General features: G+C 69.5%; 17 protein-coding genes. 7 read left to right on the top strand and 10 right to left on the bottom strand.

The window, feature by feature from the left end:
• Positions 1-166: 166 nt before the first annotated feature.
• From ABZ909_RS37655 to ABZ909_RS37645, 3 genes are all read left to right on the top strand, one after another.
• Entirely contained in the window at positions 167-697 is a 531-nt protein-coding gene (locus ABZ909_RS37655) for an Lrp/AsnC family transcriptional regulator (RefSeq protein WP_357009919.1), read from the top strand.
• 77 nt (positions 698-774) lie between these two features.
• Positions 775-1980, top strand: a complete 1206-nt coding sequence (locus tag ABZ909_RS37650; RefSeq protein WP_357009916.1) for a benzoate/H(+) symporter BenE family transporter — start codon at positions 775-777, stop codon at positions 1978-1980.
• A gap of 103 nt (positions 1981-2083) precedes the next feature.
• On the top strand, positions 2084-2905 hold the full coding sequence (locus tag ABZ909_RS37645; protein ID WP_357009964.1) for a sulfurtransferase: 822 nt from the start codon (positions 2084-2086) through the stop codon (positions 2903-2905).
• Here the strand turns inward: ABZ909_RS37645 and ABZ909_RS37640 are convergent, their stop codons facing one another.
• Positions 2906-3607: a methyltransferase domain-containing protein gene (locus ABZ909_RS37640; protein WP_357009913.1), complete on the bottom strand. Its 702-nt coding sequence runs from the start codon at positions 3605-3607 to the stop codon at positions 2906-2908.
• 141 nt (positions 3608-3748) lie between these two features.
• On the opposite strand from ABZ909_RS37640, the gene ABZ909_RS37635 reads away from it, so the two are divergent.
• A complete protein-coding gene (locus tag ABZ909_RS37635; RefSeq protein ID WP_357009910.1) occupies positions 3749-4360 on the top strand; it encodes a TetR/AcrR family transcriptional regulator in 612 nt (203 codons plus the stop codon).
• On the opposite strand, the gene ABZ909_RS37630 is transcribed toward ABZ909_RS37635, so the two are convergent.
• Both ABZ909_RS37630 and ABZ909_RS37625 read right to left on the bottom strand, forming a co-directional pair.
• Positions 4301-4963, bottom strand: a complete 663-nt coding sequence (locus tag ABZ909_RS37630; RefSeq protein WP_357009961.1) for an HNH endonuclease family protein — start codon at positions 4961-4963, stop codon at positions 4301-4303. The genes ABZ909_RS37635 and ABZ909_RS37630 overlap by 60 nt on opposite strands.
• A gap of 115 nt (positions 4964-5078) precedes the next feature.
• Positions 5079-5441 (bottom strand): hypothetical protein, encoded by a 363-nt coding sequence (locus ABZ909_RS37625; protein WP_357009907.1) that lies wholly within the window; start codon positions 5439-5441, stop codon positions 5079-5081.
• A gap of 230 nt (positions 5442-5671) precedes the next feature.
• Between ABZ909_RS37625 and ABZ909_RS37620 the strand changes: the two genes are divergently transcribed.
• Both ABZ909_RS37620 and ABZ909_RS37615 read left to right on the top strand, forming a co-directional pair.
• Positions 5672-8497 (top strand): DEAD/DEAH box helicase, encoded by a 2826-nt coding sequence (locus ABZ909_RS37620; protein WP_357009904.1) that lies wholly within the window; start codon positions 5672-5674, stop codon positions 8495-8497.
• The gene (locus ABZ909_RS37615; RefSeq protein ID WP_357009901.1) at positions 8494-9264 is read left to right on the top strand and encodes an SWIM zinc finger family protein; all 771 of its coding nucleotides are present in this window, start codon (positions 8494-8496) and stop codon (positions 9262-9264) included. Before ABZ909_RS37620 ends, ABZ909_RS37615 begins: the two co-directional genes overlap by 4 nt.
• Here ABZ909_RS37615 and ABZ909_RS37610 read toward each other — a convergent pair.
• From ABZ909_RS37610 to ABZ909_RS37595, 4 genes are read right to left on the bottom strand one after another with little or no spacing between them, the layout of a single operon-like run.
• A complete protein-coding gene (locus tag ABZ909_RS37610; protein WP_357009898.1) occupies positions 9223-10797 on the bottom strand; it encodes an NAD(P)/FAD-dependent oxidoreductase in 1575 nt (524 codons plus the stop codon). The two genes, ABZ909_RS37615 and ABZ909_RS37610, sit on opposite strands and share 42 nt — an antisense overlap.
• Positions 10794-11558, bottom strand: coding sequence for a hypothetical protein (locus tag ABZ909_RS37605; protein ID WP_357009895.1), 765 nt, complete (start codon positions 11556-11558; stop codon positions 10794-10796). The genes ABZ909_RS37610 and ABZ909_RS37605 overlap by 4 nt, the downstream gene beginning before the upstream one ends.
• Complete coding sequence (locus ABZ909_RS37600) at positions 11555-12478, bottom strand: ferritin-like domain-containing protein (protein WP_357009892.1); 924 nt, start codon at positions 12476-12478, stop codon at positions 11555-11557. The genes ABZ909_RS37605 and ABZ909_RS37600 overlap by 4 nt, the downstream gene beginning before the upstream one ends.
• A gap of 23 nt (positions 12479-12501) precedes the next feature.
• Complete coding sequence (locus ABZ909_RS37595) at positions 12502-13338, bottom strand: SDR family NAD(P)-dependent oxidoreductase (protein ID WP_357009889.1); 837 nt, start codon at positions 13336-13338, stop codon at positions 12502-12504.
• Between the two features lie 103 nt (positions 13339-13441).
• On the opposite strand from ABZ909_RS37595, the gene ABZ909_RS37590 reads away from it, so the two are divergent.
• On the top strand, positions 13442-14119 hold the full coding sequence (locus ABZ909_RS37590) for a TetR/AcrR family transcriptional regulator (protein WP_357009886.1): 678 nt from the start codon (positions 13442-13444) through the stop codon (positions 14117-14119).
• A gap of 26 nt (positions 14120-14145) precedes the next feature.
• Here the strand turns inward: ABZ909_RS37590 and ABZ909_RS37585 are convergent, their stop codons facing one another.
• The 3 genes from ABZ909_RS37585 to icmF form a co-directional block, all read right to left on the bottom strand.
• Complete coding sequence (locus ABZ909_RS37585; protein ID WP_357009883.1) at positions 14146-15132, bottom strand: methyltransferase; 987 nt, start codon at positions 15130-15132, stop codon at positions 14146-14148.
• A gap of 68 nt (positions 15133-15200) precedes the next feature.
• The gene (locus ABZ909_RS37580; RefSeq protein ID WP_357009880.1) at positions 15201-16262 is read right to left on the bottom strand and encodes an amidohydrolase family protein; all 1062 of its coding nucleotides are present in this window, start codon (positions 16260-16262) and stop codon (positions 15201-15203) included.
• A gap of 260 nt (positions 16263-16522) precedes the next feature.
• A complete protein-coding gene (gene icmF, locus ABZ909_RS37575) occupies positions 16523-19795 on the bottom strand; it encodes a fused isobutyryl-CoA mutase/GTPase IcmF (protein ID WP_357009877.1) in 3273 nt (1090 codons plus the stop codon).
• Between the last annotated feature and the right edge of the window lie 59 nt (positions 19796-19854).

Here is a 19854-nt window from a genome sequence, read left to right as displayed (position 1 = left end):
TGACACCGGGTTACACCGTTGTCGCCCGGGGATTGTGTCCCGTGAGCAACCGCTGTGTGTCCTGTACCACACAGCATCCTCTGTTGAGCGATGTGTGCAAGCCTGGAGTGCAGGACTGTGCAGAATGCTCGGTCGAGGGCCCTCGCCGGGTGTCATACTGATCCCCATGAGCAGCAGGGAGCCGCTTTCTGCCCCGCTGGACGCCACCGATGCCCGGCTGTTGCTGGAGCTGGTGGCCAACCCGCGCGCGACCGGTGTCGAATTGGCCGCTCGCCTGGGCCTCTCGCGCAATACCGTGCAGGCGAGGCTGGCTCGCTGGGAGTCGAGCGGGGTGCTGGCCAGCTTCGAGCGCCGGGTCGATCCCCGGGTGCTGGGTTATCCACTGGCAGCCTTCGTTGCGGTGGTGGTGGATCAGCATCGGCTCGACTCGGTGGTTGCCGAACTGGCCGAGATTCCGGAGGTCACCGAGGTCTGCGGCATGACCGGGCCGACCGATCTGACGGTCCGGGTGGTCGCCGCCGACGCCGATGATCTGTACCGCCTGACCGGTAGCATTCTGAAGATCCCGGGGGTGGAGCGCACCAATATGGCGCTGGTGATGCGCTCGCTGGTCGGGCCGCGTGTCACGCCGCTGCTGGAGCGGCTGGCAATGCAGAACGGGTCGGGGGGTCACCCGCAGGATGCCGACCGGTTCTGACTGTTTCGGTGAATTTCAGTCCAGTTTCGGGAGATTGGCCGCTGACCTCAGGGTGACTGGACCGCGACGATGACCCGATGAGCACCAGCGTCACCAGCACTCCGGAGGTCGAGAGTCCGCGCACCCCCGGGATCGGGCAGCCGATCGGGGCCGGAATCGTCACCGCACTCGTCGGATTCACCAGCTCGTTCGCGGTGGTGCTGGCGGGCCTGACCGCCATGGGGGCGACCTCCGCGCAGGCGGCGTCCGGGCTGCTGGCGGTCTGCGTGACCCAGGCCGTCGGCATGATCGTGCTGAGCCGGCGGTACCGGATGCCGATCACACTGGCCTGGTCCACCCCGGGCGCGGCGCTGCTGGCCGGTACGGGCGCGGTGGCCGGCGGCTGGGCGGCGGCGGTGGGCGCGTTCGCGGTGGCGGGCGGACTCATTGTGCTGACCGGCTTCTGGCAGCGGCTGGGCGCGCTCATCGCGGCGATTCCGGTGGAGATCGCGCAGGCCATGCTGGCCGGGGTGCTGCTCCCCATGTGCCTGGCGCCGGTGAAGGCGCTGCCGGTGAGCCCGGCGGTGGTGGTGCCGGTCATCGCGACCTGGCTTGTGCTGCAACGCTTCGCGCCGCGCTGGTCGGTGCTGGCGGCCTTCGCCGTCGCGGCCGTCGGCGCGGGTGTCGACATCGCCGTCACCCATCGCCGCATCGACCTGTCGGCGATGGTGCCGCGGGTGGAATGGACTGCGCCGCACTGGAGTTGGCAGGCGGTGATCGGGGTCGCGGTGCCGCTGTACATCGTGACCATGGCCGCGCAGAACATTCCGGGTACGGCGGTCATGAAGACCTTCGGCTATCAGGTGCCGTGGCGGGCGGCCATGACGGTCACCGGCCTGGGCACCATGCTCGGTGCGCCCGCCGGCGGGCACGCCATCAACCTGGCGGCCATCAGTGCCGCGCTGTCCGCGGCGCCGTCCGCGCATCCGGATCCCCGGCGCCGGTGGATCGCCGCGTTCACCGCGGGCTGCATGTACCTGGTGCTCGCATCGGCCTCGGGCGCACTGGTGATGCTGGTGGCCGCGGCTCCGAAGGGTGTGCTGGAAACCGTTGCGGGCCTTGCCCTCATCGCCACGCTGGCGGGTGCGCTGACCGCCGCGTTGACGCCCGCCGCCCACCGTTCCGCGGCCGCGCTCACCTTCCTGGTGGCCGCGTCCGGAATCTCGCTGCTCGGCATCGGCGCGGCCTTCTGGGCACTGGTCGCGGGCCTGCTGGCGCGCTGGTTCCTGCCCCCGTCGAAATAGCGGGCCGGGCAGGCTGCGTGGTGCGGCCGGCGGTGGCTAGGGTGGGGTGGTTCGGCTTCAAAGGGCGATGAATCGGCGAAGAGGAGTTGGCTTGAGTTCGGTGCTGATTTCGGTTGCGGAGCTTGCGGATCTGCTGGGCCAGGGCGGCAGCCGGGTGCGATTGCTGGACGTCCGGTGGGCGCTCGGAGATCCGGACGGACCGCAGCATTATCTGGACGGCCATGTTCCGGGCGCGATATTCGTCGACCTGGAAACCGAACTCGCCGATCCGCCCTCCGTCGCCAAGGGCCGCCACCCCATGCCGGACCTGGCGCACCTGCAGAAGTGCGCACGCAGCTGGGGCGTGTCCGACGGGGACATGGTGGTCGTCTACGACGCCACCGGCGGCATGGCCGCCGCGCGAGCCTGGTGGCTGCTGCGCTGGGGCGGCGTGGCCGACGTGCGCATTCTCGACGGCGGACTGCCCGCGTGGGAGCAGGCCGGGGGCAAGGTCGTCGCCGGTGACGAACCCGCCCCGCAGCCGGGCACCGTGGTCCTGTCCCCGGGCAATATGCCGACCATCGACGCCGATGGCGCGGCCGGCTGGCCGGGCCTGCTGCTGGATGCCCGCGCGGGCGAGCGTTACCGCGGCGAGGTGGAACCCGTGGACCCGCGCGCCGGGCACATTCCGGGTGCGGTGAGCGCGCCGACCGCCGAGAACCTCACGGCCGCAGGGCAATTCAAGCCGATCCCCGAATTGCGTTCCCGCTTCGAGGGATTCGGTTCCGGGCCGGTCGCGGTGTATTGCGGTTCCGGAGTCACGGCCGCCCACCAGGTCGCGGCGCTGGCCGTCGTCGGCATCGACGCCGCGCTCTATCCCGGCTCCTGGTCGCAGTGGTCCCACGACCCCAAGCGGCCGGCCGCCACCGGCGCCGAACCGGCCTGATCAGCCGGGTTTGACGGCGGTGAGGATGCCGGTCGCGAACGGGCCGGTGCGGAATTCGACTGCCGTGAAACCGATGTCGGTGAGCACGTCGCGGTAGCGGCGGATGTCGACCGCCGACAGCGGGTCCCCGGCCGCGTCGCCGTCATGGGAGTGCCCCTGGCCGCCGGCGCGATGCGCGGCCAGCTGGGCCATGGCGCGAATGGCGAGCCCGCGCAGGCCCGAGGTCGGATGGGTGTCGGCGAGCAGCAGGCGGCCGCCCGGGCGCAGGACGCGGAAGACGCCCGCCAGAGCGGTCTTTCGCTCGGATTCGGCGATGTGATGCATAGCGAAGGTCGAGGTCGCCACGTCGAACGAGGCGTCCGGGTAGGGCAGCGATTGGGCCGCGCCCAGGTCGAAGCTGCAGTTGAGGGCGGCGTGGGCGGTCGCGTAGGCGATCATCTGCGGGGACGGGTCCACGCCGACCGCCCGGCCGTCCGGTCCGGCCTGACGGGCCAGCTCATTGGCCAGCCGCCCGGGGCCGCAACCGAGATCGAGGGCGTGATCGCCCGGGCGGATGCCGCTGGTCGTGGCGAAGTGCCGCGTCAGGCTGCCCGCGCGGCCCAGGAAGTAGACGTCGGTGAGCAGCCGATAGCGGCGCGGCCAGGTGATGAGGGCCCCGACGGGCCGGGATTCGATATCGGACACTTGCTTGTGCTGGGTCATGTAGGCAATCATCGAACGATGGGAAAGCGCAGGCCAGGCGCAGTTTCTGGGGATGTGTACGTTTCCGGACAGTCGGACGGAATCCGTCCGGGAACGGCCCCGGACGCCGCCTCGGGGACCATGAGACCGGAGGCCGGAGTCATGAGGCCGCAGGCCGGGACCATGAAGCCGGCGGCCGACCGTCGCGTCCGCCGCACCCGCATGGCCGTGCACCGGGCGCTCATCGAGCTCATGCAGGACCGGCCCTATGCCCGGATCACGGTGCAGGACATCATCGATCGCGCCGACGTCGGCCGCTCCACCTTCTACGCGCACTACCGCGACAAGGACGATCTGCTGCTGGTCAGCTGTATCGAGTATGTGCGGGGCGAGATTTCGGCGCAGCTGGCCGCCTATCCGGGCGAGCCGCCGCCGCTGGCGCCCGTCGAGATCCTGTTCAAGCTGGTCGCGGCGCATCCGGACGTGTACCGGCCACTGGTGCGGCAGCGGGCGAACACCATTGTGCTGCGGTCGATCCGGCAGATGTACGCCGAATTGCTGACCGAGCACCTGGGCCCGCGGCTCGGGCCGGATCCCGTCGCGGCGGACGTGACCATCACATTTCTGTCCTGGGGTCTATACGGATTGCTGGAATCGGTCATGGATTCGCGCCAGGAGCTCACCGCCGATCAGGCCTACCGGCACTTCGCCGCGCTATGGGCAACCGCGGGCGACCCGGGCCAGGGCGTCCCGGTCGGCGGCGGTGACCGGTAGTCCGTACCGGTTCGCGGCCATCAGGTACTTGCCCGCGTAGAAGCAGTGGTTCGCGCGGGCGGGCGGCAGCCAGTCGCCGGGCGTGCGATCGCCCTTGTCCTCGTTGGTCTTTCCGTCCACCGCGAGCAGGTTGTAGTCGACGTCGTTGGCGAAGCGCACACGCCGCGGCAGCGGCCACACGGACGCGCCCAGATCCCAGGCGGCCGCCAGCGGAAACACGTGATCGATCTGCACGGCCTTGGCCCCGGCCCGATCGAAGGCGATGCGCTGCCCGGTATAGGGATCGTCCAGCGACCCGGCCACCACCACGCAAACGTTCCCGGGCCGGAAGGTCACCCGGGTGAGCTGCCTGGCCAGCACGGTATTGCGGCTGTCGCATCCGTCGTGACCGCCCGGTCCGTCGTGATCATCGGTCCACGCCGGTCCGAACACGCACCCCTGCCCGCTGCCGCAGCCGCGTTCGTAACCGCCCGGACGCGGCCGGGCGGGCACGGTGCGGACACCCGCGAGCAGCCGTTCGAGCTGGACGCGGGTGGGACTACCCGGCGCCGGGGTCACCTGCCCGAGGGACTCGCACCCAAGGACCGCGAGCAGGACGACCATCGCGCCGAGCAGCCGGAGCAGGAAAGTTCCGACCGTGAGCCACACGGCAATACATGTACCGCACCAGCCGGTCGGCGAGTGCCGTCACGCGGACTTCGCACTCCCGTTGGGCTTACTAGAGCCAGGCGTGCGCGAGGATGTCGTCCGCGGCGGTCTCGGAGAGCTGCGGCGGAAAGCGGGTTGCCGCAATGGAATCCACACACGCGCCGTCGTGACCGATGAGCCACGAACCGCCCCGCTCCTCGCATTCGGCGATCTTGGCGAAAACGGTGAGCAGGAAGGTGATGGAGTCGCGTGGGTCCGCGGTGCGGGCGAGGCGCTGCGACTCGCCGGGCCGGGATAGATCCAGCCACACCCCGGACTGCCCGTCCAGGCGCATCCCCACGATCTTGCTCGTGTCCACGAAGGTGAATTTCCGCCGTTCCCACTGTGTCGTGGGCGTGAAGCTCTGCTCGAGCACTTGGAGCAGAATCGTCATCGTCACGGCCTCCCTACGGTCTCGAATGTGCCACGGCTCCGGATTGAGTCGCGGTGGATTGGTCGGGTGCGCCCCGCGCGGCTGGCGTCCGGGCACGACAATGTAGTGCAACGGACACAGCGGACACCGACGCGTGCGGTGACCTGCGGATTTATCCAGTATGTTCCGTATCCGATCAGAAATAAAGAGGGGCCGGTGGGCTTGTCGGGGGTGGCTGATTGGATGGGCGGATGTTGCACGGGCTGTGGTCGCCGGGGTCCGGGTTGGTGCTGTGGCACGACCCGGGTGATGACACGGCCGGGGATGCGGAGGGTCTGCCGGAGCCGCTGGGGTCGATCGTGCGCGGGGCGAAGTGGCGGCATCGGGCGCAGGTGCTGGTGAGGGGGGAATACGGGCCGGAGCGGGCGCAGGTGCGGGCGCACGCGCTCGCCCCGGAGACGGCTGCCCGGGTCCTGTCGCAGGAACTCCCGGCGGGGACGGTGGCGGGGGACCTGCGGTTTCTCGGGCATGCGGCGCGCGGGGTGCAGCGGTGGGTGCGGGCGGGGCGGGTCGTGCCGGAGGTGCGGCGGGACGACGGGGAGTGGTGGGTGCGGTGGCGGCTGGTGGGCGGGCAGCGGCAGCGGGCCTGGCTGGCGGAGCTCGCCGTGGCCATGCCGGGCGCGCTGCAGGTGGCCGGGCGGCCCGCCGAGGTGCTGGAGAGCCTCGTCGCCGAGTTGGCCGATCCCCTCGTGCGCCTGCGCATTCCGGAACGGCCGGATCGGGAATCGGGGTCGCATCCGCTGCTGACCGCGCTGGTCGCGGAGACGCCGCTGGAGACCGGATCGCATCGGGTGGCCTCGGTGCTGGACGACTGGCGGACCAGTCTCACCGCGGACGAGCCGGAGCTGGTGCTGCGGCTGCTGGAACCGGACGGCGAGGAGCCGGGCGAGCTGTGGCGGCTCGAGGTCTGCCTGCGCGAGGAAGGGGAGGCGCCGCAACCGGTGCTGCTGCCGGGGGATCCGCAGCTCATGCGGATTGCGGGGGAGAAACTGGCGGCCGCCAAGCAGGCGTATCCGCGCCTGCGCGATCTGCCCGGCGATGCCCGCAGCATGGATCTGTTCCTGCCCACCGAGGTGGTGATGGATCTGGTCGCGCACGGGGCGAACGCGCTGCGGTCGGCCGGGGTGCGGCTCATGCTGCCGCGGGCCTGGCGAGTGGCCGCGCCCGCCATGAAACTGCGGGTGCAGAGCCCGGCCGCCACCGAAACCGCGGTCGGGCTGAAGGGTTTGGTGTCCTTCCGCTGGGAACTGGCGCTGGGCGACACCGTGCTGACGCCCGCCGAGATGTCGCGACTGGTGGACGCGAAATCGGATCTGGTGCGGCTACGCGGGGAGTGGGTGCAGGCCGATCACCGCATGCTGGCCGCGGCGGCCGACTACGTCTCGGGCCGCACCGACGAGACCGAGACCACCATCGGCGGCCTGTTCGCCGAGCTGTCCGCCCATCCGGTGATCGGGGTGCCGCTGGAGGAGGTCACCGCGACCGGCTGGGCCGCACAGCTTTTCGACGGTGAGCGGTCGGTCGAGCCCGTCCCGGATCCGGTCGGGCTGAAGGCCCGGCTGCGGCCGTATCAGCAGCGCGGCCTGACCTGGCTGGCGGCCATGAGCCGGCTCGGATGCGGGGCGATCCTCGCCGACGACATGGGTCTCGGCAAGACCGTGCAGGTGCTCGCCCTGCTGGTGCACGAGCGTGAAACAGCAGCTGCCGCAAGCGAATCGGAGTCGGTCGGGCCGACGCTGCTGGTGTGCCCGATGTCGGTGGTGGGCAACTGGCAGCGTGAGGCCGAACGCTTCGCCCCGGATCTGCGGGTGCTGGTGCATCACGGCGCCGGGCGGCGGTCGGGTGCGGAATTGGATGCGGCGGTGGCGGATTCGGATCTGGTGGTCACCACCTACGCGCTGCTGGCCCGGGATGTCGAGGACCTGAAGCGGCAGGACTGGCAGCGGGTCGTACTGGACGAGGCGCAGCACATCAAGAACGCCGGGACCCGGCAGGCCCGGGCGGCGCGGCTGGTGCCGGCGCGACACCGCCTGGCGCTCACCGGAACCCCGGTGGAGAACCGGCTCGAGGAGCTGCGCTCGATCCTGGATTTCGCCAACCCCAGGCTGCTGGGCAAGGCCTCCGAGTTCCACGCCCGCTTCGCGGTGCCGATCGAGCGCGAGCACGACGAGAACGCCGTGACCCGCCTGCGCGCCATCACCTCGCCGTTCGTGCTGCGGCGGGTCAAGACCGATCCGGCGGTGATCTCGGATCTGCCGGAGAAGATCGAGATGACGGTGCGGGCCAACCTCACCGTGGAGCAGGCGGCGCTGTATCAGGCCGTGCTGGACGATATGTCGGCCAAGTTGAAGGCGGCCGAGGGCATGGAGCGCAAGGGCGCGGTGCTCGCGGCACTGACCCGGCTCAAGCAGGTGTGCAACCATCCCGCGCATTTCCTCAGCGACGGGTCGGCGCTCCTGCGCCGGGGGCATCATCGGTCCGGAAAGCTGGCACTGGTGGAGGACGTTCTGGAGTCGGCGATCGCCGACGGGGAGCGGGCACTGCTGTTCACCCAGTTCGCGGAGTTCGGAAACCTGCTGGCGCCCTTCCTGTCCGAGCGTTTCGGGGCGGAGGTGCCGTTCCTGCACGGCGGGGTGAGCAAGCAGCGCCGCGACGCTATGGTCACCCGGTTCCAGGAGGAGGACGGCGCGCCGCTCATGCTGCTGTCGCTCAAGGCGGGTGGCACCGGCCTCAACCTGACCGCCGCCAATCACGTGGTGCACCTGGACCGCTGGTGGAATCCGGCGGTGGAGAACCAGGCCACCGACCGCGCCTTCCGCATCGGCCAGCGCCGCGATGTCCAGGTGCGCAAGCTGGTCTGCGTCGACACCATCGAGGAGCGCGTCGACGACATGCTGAAGGGCAAGAGTCAGCTCGCCGACCTCACCGTGGGCACCGGCGAGAACTGGATCACCGAGCTCGGCGACGACGAATTGCGCGAACTGTTCGCCCTGGGATCCGAGGCGGTCGGCGAATGAGCAACGTCATCGACTTCAGCGAGTACGGCAAGCGCCGCCCGGTGCGCGGCGGGGTGCAGCCGCGCAGCCGGCGGGGCACCGCGTTCGCCCGGACCTGGTGGGGCCGTTCGTTTCTGGAGGCGGTCGAGGGCGTCGCGGACGTCGGCCGCCTGGCCCGCGGCCGTTCCTACGCCCGCACCGGTCAGGTGGTGAACTACCGCCTGGAGCCCGGCCTGGTGAGCGCGGAAGTGCAGGGCAGCCAACCCCGCCCGTTCATCTCGGTCCTGACCCTGCGGCAGTTGCGCGACGACCGCCTCGACGAGTTGGTGAACCTGGTCCGTGCCACCCCCGGCATGCTGGGCGAGATCGCCGCGGGCACCCTGCCCCAGGCCCTCGGCCCGCTGCTGCTCCCCACCACGGTGTCGGAGCTCGACTTCTCGTGCAGCTGCCCCGATTCCGGCTGGCCCTGCAAGCACGCCGCCGCCGTCTGCTACGTCATCGCCGAACGCCTCGACGAGCGCCCGGGCGAACTGCTCACCCTGCGTGGCCTCGAAATCGACGCCCTCATCGGCAGCGTCCAAAGCGCCGATCCGCCCGCCGAATCCACCGACCTCTACGGCGACGACACGGCGCTCCCCTCCCTCCCGAAGCCCGAATTCCGCCCGGCCCTCGACGATCTCGACGCCGTCCTGCTCCGCCAGGCCCTGCGCATGACGGCCGAAGACGAGCAGTCCGTCGCCGCCGGTCTACGCGAACTCCGCGCCCTCTACCGCGCCCTCGACACCTGAGGTATCCCGCTGGGCAGTGGCGGTCCGGCCGGTGGTGCGGTGTTCGCCGAGGGATTCGAAGTGGTAGTCGCGCAGGTCGAAATGGGCGGCGCGCCAGGCGGCTTCGGGGGTGCTCATGGCGCGCAGTGGGACGTCGCCGTTCTTGTCGAAGTAGTAGGAGTTGGCCAGGGTGCAGCTGTCCTGCCAGAAGACCTGGGTGCCGCGGCGGGAGAGCATTTCCTGGAAGTAGCGCTCGTTGGCCTCGGGGGTGACCTCGATGCGGGTCGCGGTTCGGCGGCGGGCATCGCGGAGCAGGCGCAGGATGTGGGTGGTCTGCATTTCGATGAGGGTGAAGTAGGACGCGCCGTTGTAGCCGTACGGGCCGATGATGGTGAAGAAGTTGGGGAAGCCGGGCACGCTGACCCCCTCGTAGGCCTGCAGGCGGTGGGTGTCCCACCAGTCCTCGAGGCGCAGGCCGCCGCTGCCGTGCAGGTCGAAGGTGGGCATATTGCCGGACTCCATGACCTTGAAGCCGGTGGCCATGATGAGCACGTCGACCTGGTGGTGGCGGCCGGTGGTGCGCAGTCCGGTGGCGGTGATCTCGGTGATGGGATCGGTTTCCAGCGTGACGTTCTCGCGGTTGAAGGTCTTCAGGTAGTCGTTGGAGAACGACGGCCGCTTGCAGCCCAGCGCGTATTTCGGCGTGAGCTGCTCCCGGACGACCGGGTCCCGCACCTGGTCGCGCAGGTGTGCCAGCCCGGTGCGCTCGCCGAGTTTCACCATGGGCAGCACCTTGTAGTAGTGCGCCGAGAGCGGGAAGGTCAGCTCCACGAACGCCTGGCTGAGCCAGCGGGTGAGGAATTGCCCGCCGGGCAGCCGCATCAGGGCGCGCACCGGCGGCGGCAGGGGCGCGTCCGGCCGGGGCAGGCACCAGATCGGAGTGCGCTGGAAGACAACGAGTTCCGACACCTCGGGGGCGATCTCGGGAATGATCTGGATGGCCGAGGCGCCGGTGCCGATGATGCCGACCCGCTTGCCGCGCAGATCGATCCTGTGATCCCAGCGCGCGGTGTGCATGGTCTCGCCCCGGAACCGTTCCGCGCCGGGGATATCGGGCAGTTTGGGCCGGGTCAGCACCCCGGTCGCGCCGATCAGGAAGCGGCAGGTGAGCTCGTCGCCGTCCGTCGTGCGCACCCGCCACAGGTGCAGCACGTCGTCGAAGTCGGCGCGGGCGATGGTGGTGCCGAACCGGATCCGCGGCCACAGCCCGTACTTCTCTACGCAGTGCTCGGCATACGCTTTCAGCTCCCGCCCGGGCGCATACACCCGCGACCAGGACCGCTGCTTCTCGAACGAGTACTGGTAGCTGAACGACGGAATGTCCACGGCGATACCGGGATAGGTGTTCCAGTGCCAGGTGCCGCCCACCCCGTCGGCCTCGTCGATCATGACGAAATCGTCGAAACCGGCCTTGCGCAGGGCGATCGCGGTCCCGATTCCAGAGAAGCCCGCGCCCACAATGACGATCTCGTGGTGCACGACGGTATCTGTCACGATGCGTCCTCCGCGTAGATGATGCAGTCCACCCGATGCTCGACCCCGTCCACGGTGCGAATCCCGAGCGGCACGAGCCGGGCGATGGGCCAGCTGATGAGCCGGCAGTTCCGCTGCCGCAGGGCCCGGTAGTAGCGACTGTGCACCCGCACCGCGGCGGGCCGATCCGGCGTCAGCTGCCGTCGCTCCCACGAATCCCCCACCTGCGCCCGCAGATTCGCCGCGGCAACCCGCTGTAGTGCCTGGTGTGCACACCAGCGCAGGACGCCCGGCCCGGAGGCGCCCAGCTTGGGCCCGGGAGCCGCACCGGCAACCGCCCTGGATCCGCGATGCGGCCGGCCGTCTTCGCGGGCGGCGCGTTTCGGGCCGCGTTCCGCTGCACCCCCGGCCGGTGCGGTGCTGTCCGCCCGGTGCCCAGCCCCACGCTCTTCCTGGCGCGCCGGATCTCCGGGTAGCGGCGGCGCGGAGTCGCTGGGCAGCAGCCCCAGCGCATCGGCGGGCAACTGGCGCAACAGAATGCCGGCTCCGGGGACGGGTGGGGTGGGCAGAATCCAGATGGGATCGTGCTGGAACACGGTTACTCTGCGCGCCTGGGCGACGATCGGCGGGACCACCCGGGCCAGTGCGGCGCCGCTGCCGATGACCGCGACGTGGAGGCGGTCCAGCTCGTGCTGGTCACGCCAGTGGGTGCAGTGAATCTGGGGGCCGGAGTAGGCGTCGTGGGCTCTGCCCGGGTCACTCCGGCGGATCGGTGCGGTCATTTCGCCACCGGCTCGTAGGTCAGGGCCTCGGACCAGGAGGGGGTGCGGCGCAGGACGCGCACGGGGAAGTGGTCGATGGCCTTGTTCAGGGCGTCGTTGATGCCCTGAACCGGCTGCCAGTGGTTGATTGTGGCCATGCCGTGCAGGCGGACCACGTGATACAGCGGCAAGCGTTTGATGTTCGGGCTGCGCTCACCGGCTTTCTCATAGCGCCGCACGGCATTCCAGAGCTTCTCCTCGTCCAGACCCATCGCCATGATGTTGGCGGACATGCGGGAGAGCAGCGGCGTGTACAGCAGCGCGCCGAGCAGGAGGGTGGGCCGCAGCGCGAAACCCGCTGTCTCGATGGCGATTCGCCGCAACGGTCCCGCGCCGAGCTGCTCGAGCACCTGGAAACCCACCGCCAGATGCCGGGACTCGTCACTGTTGATGTGGCGGAACACCGCGTGGCACAGCGGATCCCGTACCTCGTCGAGCAGGAACTTCACCAGTGCCCCGTCCAGCGCGCACTCCAGCGAGGGGATCACGGTGCCGAGCACGGGCAGGGACAGGTCGTCCCCGTACCGGTCCAGCCATTCGATGACGAGCCGGATGTTCTTGTTGGGCAGCGGCATAGTGTCCCCGTCGAGCATGCCCCAGCGCCGCATCAGGGCCAGTTCGGCATTGGCGTGCTTCTGCTCCTCGGCGTGGAAGTACCGATAGATCTCCTTGAGCGGCCCGTCGGGGGCGCGCAGCGTGAGTGCCGCGAACCCGCGGGCGCCGACGTGCTCGATCCACACCAGATCGGCCATGAAGGCCGCGAGCGCGGGTCGCTGCTCATCGGTAATGAGCTCGGCTCCCGGTGCGTCCCAGTCGAGATCGGCCAGCGCCCACTGCCGATCCTGGACGACACCGAGCATGTCGGAATACGCGAACGCCATTGTTCAACTCCTTGCCGCTGTGGCTACCGCACCAGCCGCTCCAGCAATCCGGCGGCGCGGGTGTAGGTCTCGGGCAGCAGTCGCTTGGATTGCCAGATCGCCTTGGCCTCGAGCTGCGGGACCACGTACAGCTGACCGTGATCCACCGCGTCGAGGGCGGCGCGGGCGATGGCCGCGGGCGGGCGTCCGGTCCAGCGGATGAGGCGGTCGCCCCAGAGCTGGATGTTCTCGTCGCCGATCTCCACGCCTTCCAGGATGTTGGTCCGCACTCCGGTGGGGCACAGCACGGTGACGGTGACGCCGGTGCCGGACAGTTCCGCGGCCAGCGTCTCCGACAGCGCCAGCACCCCGGCCTTGCTCACGTTGTAGGCGCCCATGCGCGGCGCGGACCCGAAGGCGGCCGCGGAGGCCACATTCACGATCGAGCCGTGCCCGGCCGCGCGCAGCCGGGGCGCGAAGACATGGCAGCCGTGGATGACGCCCCACAGATTGACGTCGAGCACCTGATGCCATTCCGCGGGCGGCGTTTCGCCGATGAGTGTGCCGCCGCGCCCGATACCGGCATTGTTGATCACCAGATCCGCGTTCTTGCCGAACCATTCCTCGGCGGTGTTCGCCAGCACGGTCACCTGGTCCAGGCTGCGCACGTCGCAGACGGTGTCGAAGGCCTTCCCCCCGGTGTCGCCGATCATTTCGGCGGTGTCGCGGGCGCGCCCGGCGTCGATGTCGGAGCAGACGACCCGTCCACCGCGCTTGCCGATCTCGATCGCGAAGGCGCGGCCGATGCCGCTGCCCGCGCCTGTCACCACCGCGTCCGCCTGCTGAGTACGGCGGGATCCGCCGAAGGGGTTGAGTCGCATGGGAACTCCCGGGCCGTGCCGTCCGGGCAGTCAATTGGTGGCGTATGCCACCACTGGCCGCACCTGCCACCAATTAGGCTCCCGGTGCGCTATTTTGTCAACTATGGACGTGCCCGCACCGGCAGCCGCCAACACGTCCCCGGGGCCCGCGCCGACCCGGCGCGGCGGCACCTGGGGCGGCCGCACCCAGGAGGAACGCCGCGCCGAGCGCCGCGAGCGGCTGATCGCGGCGGCGCTGGACATCTGGCTCGAAAACGGCTGGGCCGCAGTAACCATGCGCGGAGTGTGCACCCGCGCGGGCCTCAATGACCGCTACTTCTACGAGCACTTCGCCGACCGCGACCAACTGCTGGGCGCGGTCTGGGACGAGGTCGGATTCCAGGTGCTGGCCGAACTCTCGGCTGTGGTCGCCGAGAACCTGGAGCATCCGGCGCTGGGCATTCTGCGCGTCGCCATCGCCCGCGCGGTCGCCCTGCAGTCGGAGGGCCCGGCGCGTATCCTCTTCGGCGACCATGCCGGCAGCCGCATCCTCGAGGAGCGCCGCACCGCCATGCTCACCGAGGCCACCGACCTGCTCATCGCCACCGCCCGCCCCTACCTGCGCCCCGGCGTCGACGAATCCGACCTGCGCATGGGCGTTCTCATGGGCATCGGCGGCTTCATCGAACTCCTGACCGCCTGGCGCACCGGCGCCATCGACGCCGACGCCACCCGCATCGTCGACCACGTCAGCCACACCGCCGATCTTCTCGGCGCGCAGTACCTCGCCCTGCCGGGCTGAGTGATGCTGGCCGCCCGGCCGATTCGCTACTTGACCGCCCAGACCATGGACTCCGGCCCGGCGAGGTGTTCGGTCTGGGGGTCGCGGAAACCGGTGTCGGCCAGCCAGGTTCGCAGATCGGCGGCGGTGTAGTCGAAGCCGCCGCGGGTTTCGATGAGCATGTTGAGACTCATGAGCAGGCCGGAGAGATTGGTACGGCGGTCGTCGTCGATGAGCGACTCGTAGACGAGGATGGCGCCGCCGTCGGGGAGGGCGCGGTGGGCCTTCTCCAGCAGCATGAGCTTGGTGGGCAGGTCCCAGTTGTGCAGGATGTGGCCGAAGACCAGGACATCGGCCTCGGGCAGGTCATCGGTGAAGAAGTCGCCGGACCGGAAGGTGACCCGATCCGCCACCGGCGCACTGTATTCGGTGAAGATCGGCTCCACCGCCGGGAGGTCGTAGCCGATGCCGGACAGGTGCGGATTGGTCTCCAGGACGGTGCGCAACAGCGCGCCCTGGGCGGTGCCGATATCGGCCACCGACTTCCAGCGATGCCATGGGAACACCTCGGCGAGGGCGTGCGCACTGGGCAGCGACAGCCCGGTCATGGCCCGCTGAAAATCATAGAGCCGCTGCGGATCCCGGTAGAGCGCGGTGAAGAATTCGCCGCCGTCGCGGGCCTCGTTCTGCGGCTGTCCGGTGCGCAGGCCCTCGGTGAGCCGGCCCCAGAACGGATAGAGCCGGGCCGCGGCCATCTCCAGGAAGCCGCCGATGTACTCGCTGCCGGTGCTGTCCAGGTAGGTGGCGGTGTCGGCGGTATTGGCGTACCGGTCGTCGCTGCGCCGCAGCATCTCCATGGCCACCAGCGCGTCGAAGAAATCGCGGGCGGACCGCGGATGCAGGCCCAGTTCGCGCTGTAGCTGCTCCGCGGTCAGTTGCCGATGTCCGAGCACCGTGAACACCCCGAGTTCGACAGCGCTGAGCAAGGTCCGGGACTCCCAGAAACCCATTCCGATCCGCAGGATCCGTTCCATGGCGCATCACGATAGCCACAGCGACCCTCCGGCAAAGGCAGACACCGAAATTCGTCCGGGGAGCGGGCTCAGAGCACGTCGATCCCGTACACCCGTTCGGCATTGCGGCGGAAGATCTGCTCGATGGCCTTGTCGTCGGCCCCGTGCCCGGCCAGCGCGGTGGCCACCGCCTCCGCGGCATTCGGGATGCTCGTAATCGGCTTGTCCACCGGGAAATTCGAGCCCCAGATGAGCCGATCGGCCCCGAACACGTCGAGCGCGTGCTCCAGCATCGGCGAAATCCGTTCCAGCAGCACCGGAACCGGGGTCGGCTGACCCCGCCGCGGCACCGGATGCCCGAGGATCGGCATCATCAGGCCGCTCACCTTGGCCGCCACATTGGCGTGCTGGGCGAGAGCGGTGAGGTCGTCGCGCCAGCGCACGAACAGCTCGCGCCGCTGCCCGGGATTGCGCCCGGTGTTCCGCCCGACCGGCCCGAAAATGCCTGCGGGCGTAGCGAGATGGTTGAGCACGATGGTGGTGTCGGGATAACGCTCGGCCAGCGCGGCCACCTCGGGCAGTTGCCCCGAGTACACCCACGCCTCGAACGCGAGCCCGCGATCGGCGAGCGCGCCGAAGCCGTCCAGGAAGGCGGGGGAGGTGAGCAGGCCCGGCGTCTTGCAGGTCGCGCGGACATCGGGGTCCGGGTGGTACTCGACGCGGGCGCGAATGCCTCGGAACAGCGGCGAGGCGGCCCGGTGCGCGTCGAGCAGTTCGGCGAACTCGGCGGCGGTGGGGTCGCCCGCGCCCATGATCGCCCCGAGCGCGGGGGTGTCCACGCCGAAGGGCAGGCTGCTCACCCACCGGGTTTCGTCAGCGGACCCGAGCGGACCCTTGCCGACCCACTCCACCTCGATGTGCACGATGGCCTCGACCGGCACGTCCCCGGCGTCTTCCTGGTAGTCGCGCGGCAGGTACGGATGGATGACAGGTGTTGGATCCCCGACGAATTCGCGGTCGCGCCGCGGCGCCAGCCGCTTCGCCAGATCGATCGGCACCGGCACATAGCGGAACAGCTTCGCCAGCCCGCTGAACTCGCGTGGCGTGGTGAGCGGATCCCACTGGTGAATGTGGGCGTCCACGACAGTCATTCCCGCAAGGTCCATGAGGTCCCTTCCGCCTGGGTAGGCCTGCCCCGGATTGTTCCACGCCGATGCGTCCTCGCTCCGGAAATCAGACCCGGAAATCAGACATCGGAACCACCCGCCGCGGCCCGGTCAGCCTGTCGTCCCCGTTATGCGGTCGGAACGATGAGCGGCGGCGTCGACGACGATCACCCGTGGTCATCCGCTCTGTCGAGCTCGAAACCCTGCACGCGCCCATCGCGGATGATGGCCTCCGGACCGGGTGCTCAGACATTGCGCCGATATTGACCGCCCACCGTGAAGAAGGTGTCGGTGACCTGCTGGAGTGTGCACACTCGCGCGGCATCCATCAGCACCTCGAAAACGTTCTCGTCGCTCGCCGCGGCCGCCGCGAGCCGGGCCAGCGCCGCCGGCGCCGCATCCCGGTGCCGATCGGTGAATTCGCGGACCCGTTGCAGCTGAGACTGCTTTTCCGCCTCGGTGCCGCGGGCCAATTCCAGCACCCGAGGTGCTTCCTCCTGCCCGTTGCGGAAGGTATTGACCCCGATGATGGGCAGGCTGCCGTCGTGCTTGCGCCGCTCGTAGAGCATGGACTCGTCCTGGATCCGCCCGCGCTGATAGCCGGTCTCCATGGCCCCGAGCACGCCGCCGCGCTCGCTGATCCGCTCGAACTCGCGCAGCACCGCCTCCTCCACCAGATCGGTCAGCTCGTCGATGATGAAGCTGCCCTGCAGCGGGTTCTCGTTCATCGCGAGCCCCCACTCCTGGTTGATGATGAGCTGGATGGCCAGCGCCCGGCGCACCGATTCCTCGGTCGGTGTGGTGACCGCCTCGTCGTAGGCATTGGTGTGCAGGCTGTTGCAGTTGTCGTACACCGCGATGAGCGCCTGCAGCGTGGTGCGAATGTCGTTGAAGCTCATCTCCTGTGCGTGCAGCGACCGCCCGGAGGTCTGGACGTGGTACTTCAGCTTCTGCGACCGCTCGTTGGCCCCGTACCGGTCGCGCATGGCGATCGCCCAGATCCGCCGCGCCACCCGGCCGATCACCGAGTACTCGGCGTCCATGCCATTGGAGAAGAAGAACGACAGGTTGGGTGCGAAGTCGTCGATATCCATGCCCCGCGCGAGATACGCCTCCACATAGGTGAAGCCATTGGCCAGCGTGAAGGCCAGCTGGCTGATCGGGTTCGCTCCGGCCTCGGCGATGTGATACCCGGAGATGGACACCGAGTAGAAGTTGCGAACGCCGTTGCGTACGAACCACTCCTGGATGTCGGCCATCATGCGCAGGCTGAACTCGGTGGAGAAGATGCAGGTGTTCTGGCCCTGGTCCTCCTTGAGGATGTCGGCCTGCACGGTGCCGCGCACCGTGGCCAGGGTGCGGGTGCGCAGGCCGGCCGCCTCGTCGGGGGTGGGCTCGCGGCCCTGCTCGGCCGCGAACTCCGCCACCGCCTGATCGATGGCGGCATTGAGGAAGTAGGCCAGAATCGTCGGCGCGGGACCGTTGATGGTCATGGACACCGACGTGGTGGGCGCGTCGAGGTCGAACCCGTCGTAGAGCGCCTTCATATCATCGAGGGTGGCGATGGACACCCCGGAGGTGCCGACCTTGCCGTAGATGTCCGGCCGCTCGGCCGGGTCGTGCCCGTACAGCGTGACCGAGTCGAAGGCGGTCGAAAGCCGTTTGGCCTCGGCGTGTTCGGAGAGCACCTTGAACCGTCGGTTGGTGCGGAAGGCATCGCCCTCGCCCGCGAACATGCGCGCCGGATCCTCGTTGTCCCGCTTGAACGGGAACACCCCGGCGGTGAACGGGAAGCGTCCCGGCAGGTTCTCCGACCGCAGGAACCGCAGCAGCTCACCGTGATCGGTGAAGCGGGGGAGCGCCACCCGGGGAATCGAGCTGCCGGACAGTGTCGCCCGGCGCAGCACGGTCCGCAGCTCCCGATCGCGGATCCGCACGACCTGTTCGTCGCCCCGATACGATTCCGCGACCGCGGGCCATTCCGCCAGCAGCGCGGCGGTTTCCGGTGTCTGGTCGGCGCGCGCCTGCGCGAGCAGCTCGCGCAGGACCTCCCCGGCAGCGTCGGACGCGACCGCATCGGACGCGACGGCATCGCCGGTGGCCGGGAGCGCACCGCCTCCCGGCAGCTCGGCGAGCACCTGCTCCAGGCGCTGGACGCGTCGCGCCGCATCCATCGCGCGCGCGGTCCCGGCGTGGTAATCCCTTACGGCTTCCGCGATTTCGGCCAGATAGCGCACGCGGGCGGGGGGAATGATCTGGGCGAAGCGGGTGGAGGTGCGGGTGGCCACGCGCGGCAGCGCGCCTTCCTGCAGCGGCAGCCCCCGCTCGGCGAGCAGGCCGCCCAGGTGCTGGTAGAGCGCCGTCACCCCGTCATCGTTGAACGTCGCCGCGCTGGTGCCGAAGACCGGCATGTCCTCGGGCATCGCGTGGAACTCCTCCCGATTCCGCACCAGCTGCCGCGACACATCGCGCAGCGCGTCCTCGGCCCCGCGCCGCTCGAACTTGTTGATGGCCACCACATCCGCGTAATCGAGCATGTCGATCTTCTCGAGCTGGGAGGCCGCGCCGAACTCCGGCGTCATCACATACAGCGACACGTCCACGTGCTCGGCTATGGCCGCATCACCCTGGCCGATGCCTGGCGTCTCCAGGATCACCAGATCGAATCCCGCGGCCTTGCAGGCGATCACCATGGTGTCGATATCGCGCGGCAGTTCCCGCTCACCCCGGGTGGCCAGCGACCGGAAGTAGACCCGTTCGCCGTCGAGAGCGTTCATCCGGATCCGGTCGCCCAGCAGCGCACCCCCGCCGCGCCGTCGGGTCGGGTCCACCGCCAGCACTGCGACGCGCAGCTTGTCCTGCTGATCCGTACGCAACCGCCGCACGAGTTCGTCTGTGAGAGAGGACTTTCCGGATCCTCCGGTGCCGGTGATGCCCAGCACCGGCACGTGCCGCCCGGCCGCCGCGGCCGTCAGCGCCGCCCGGTCCGCTTCCGGTAGCATCCCCTGCTGCAGGCAGGTGAGGGTCCGCGCCAGCGCCGCCCGATCCCCGCTCAGCACCGCCTCCACCGACGCGGGCGTGTGCGAAAGGTCCACGTCGCAAGCCGAAATCAGGCGATTGATCATCCCGGGCAGCCCGAGCCGCTGCCCGTCTTCCGGCGAGAAGATGGTCACCCCGGACTCGGCCAGCCGCGCGATCTCCTCGGGAATGATCACCCCGCCGCCCCCGCCGAAGATCTTCACGTGCTCGGCCCCGGCCTCTTTCAAGGCCGACGCCAGGTACTCGAAGTACTCGATGTGCCCGCCCTGATACGAGCTGACCGCGACGCCCTGCACGTCCTCGGTGACGGCCGCGTCCACGACTTCGCGCACGGCCCGGTTGTGCCCCAGATGAATCACCTCGGCTCCCTGGGCCTGCAGAATTCTTCGCATGATGTTGATGGCCGCGTCATGGCCGTCGAACAGCGCCGCTGCGGTCACGAACCGCACTGGATGAACCGGGACATGCAGATCGGGCATGCGGTTGCTCCAACTCTCGGAGGCTCTCTAGGTGCTGTGAATTATCCCACAGCCAATAC

Source organism: Nocardia sp. NPDC046763, assembly GCF_040645495.1.
Classification (GTDB): Bacteria; Actinomycetota; Actinomycetes; order Mycobacteriales; family Mycobacteriaceae; genus Nocardia.
This window is presented reverse-complemented; position numbering and strand designations above follow the sequence as displayed.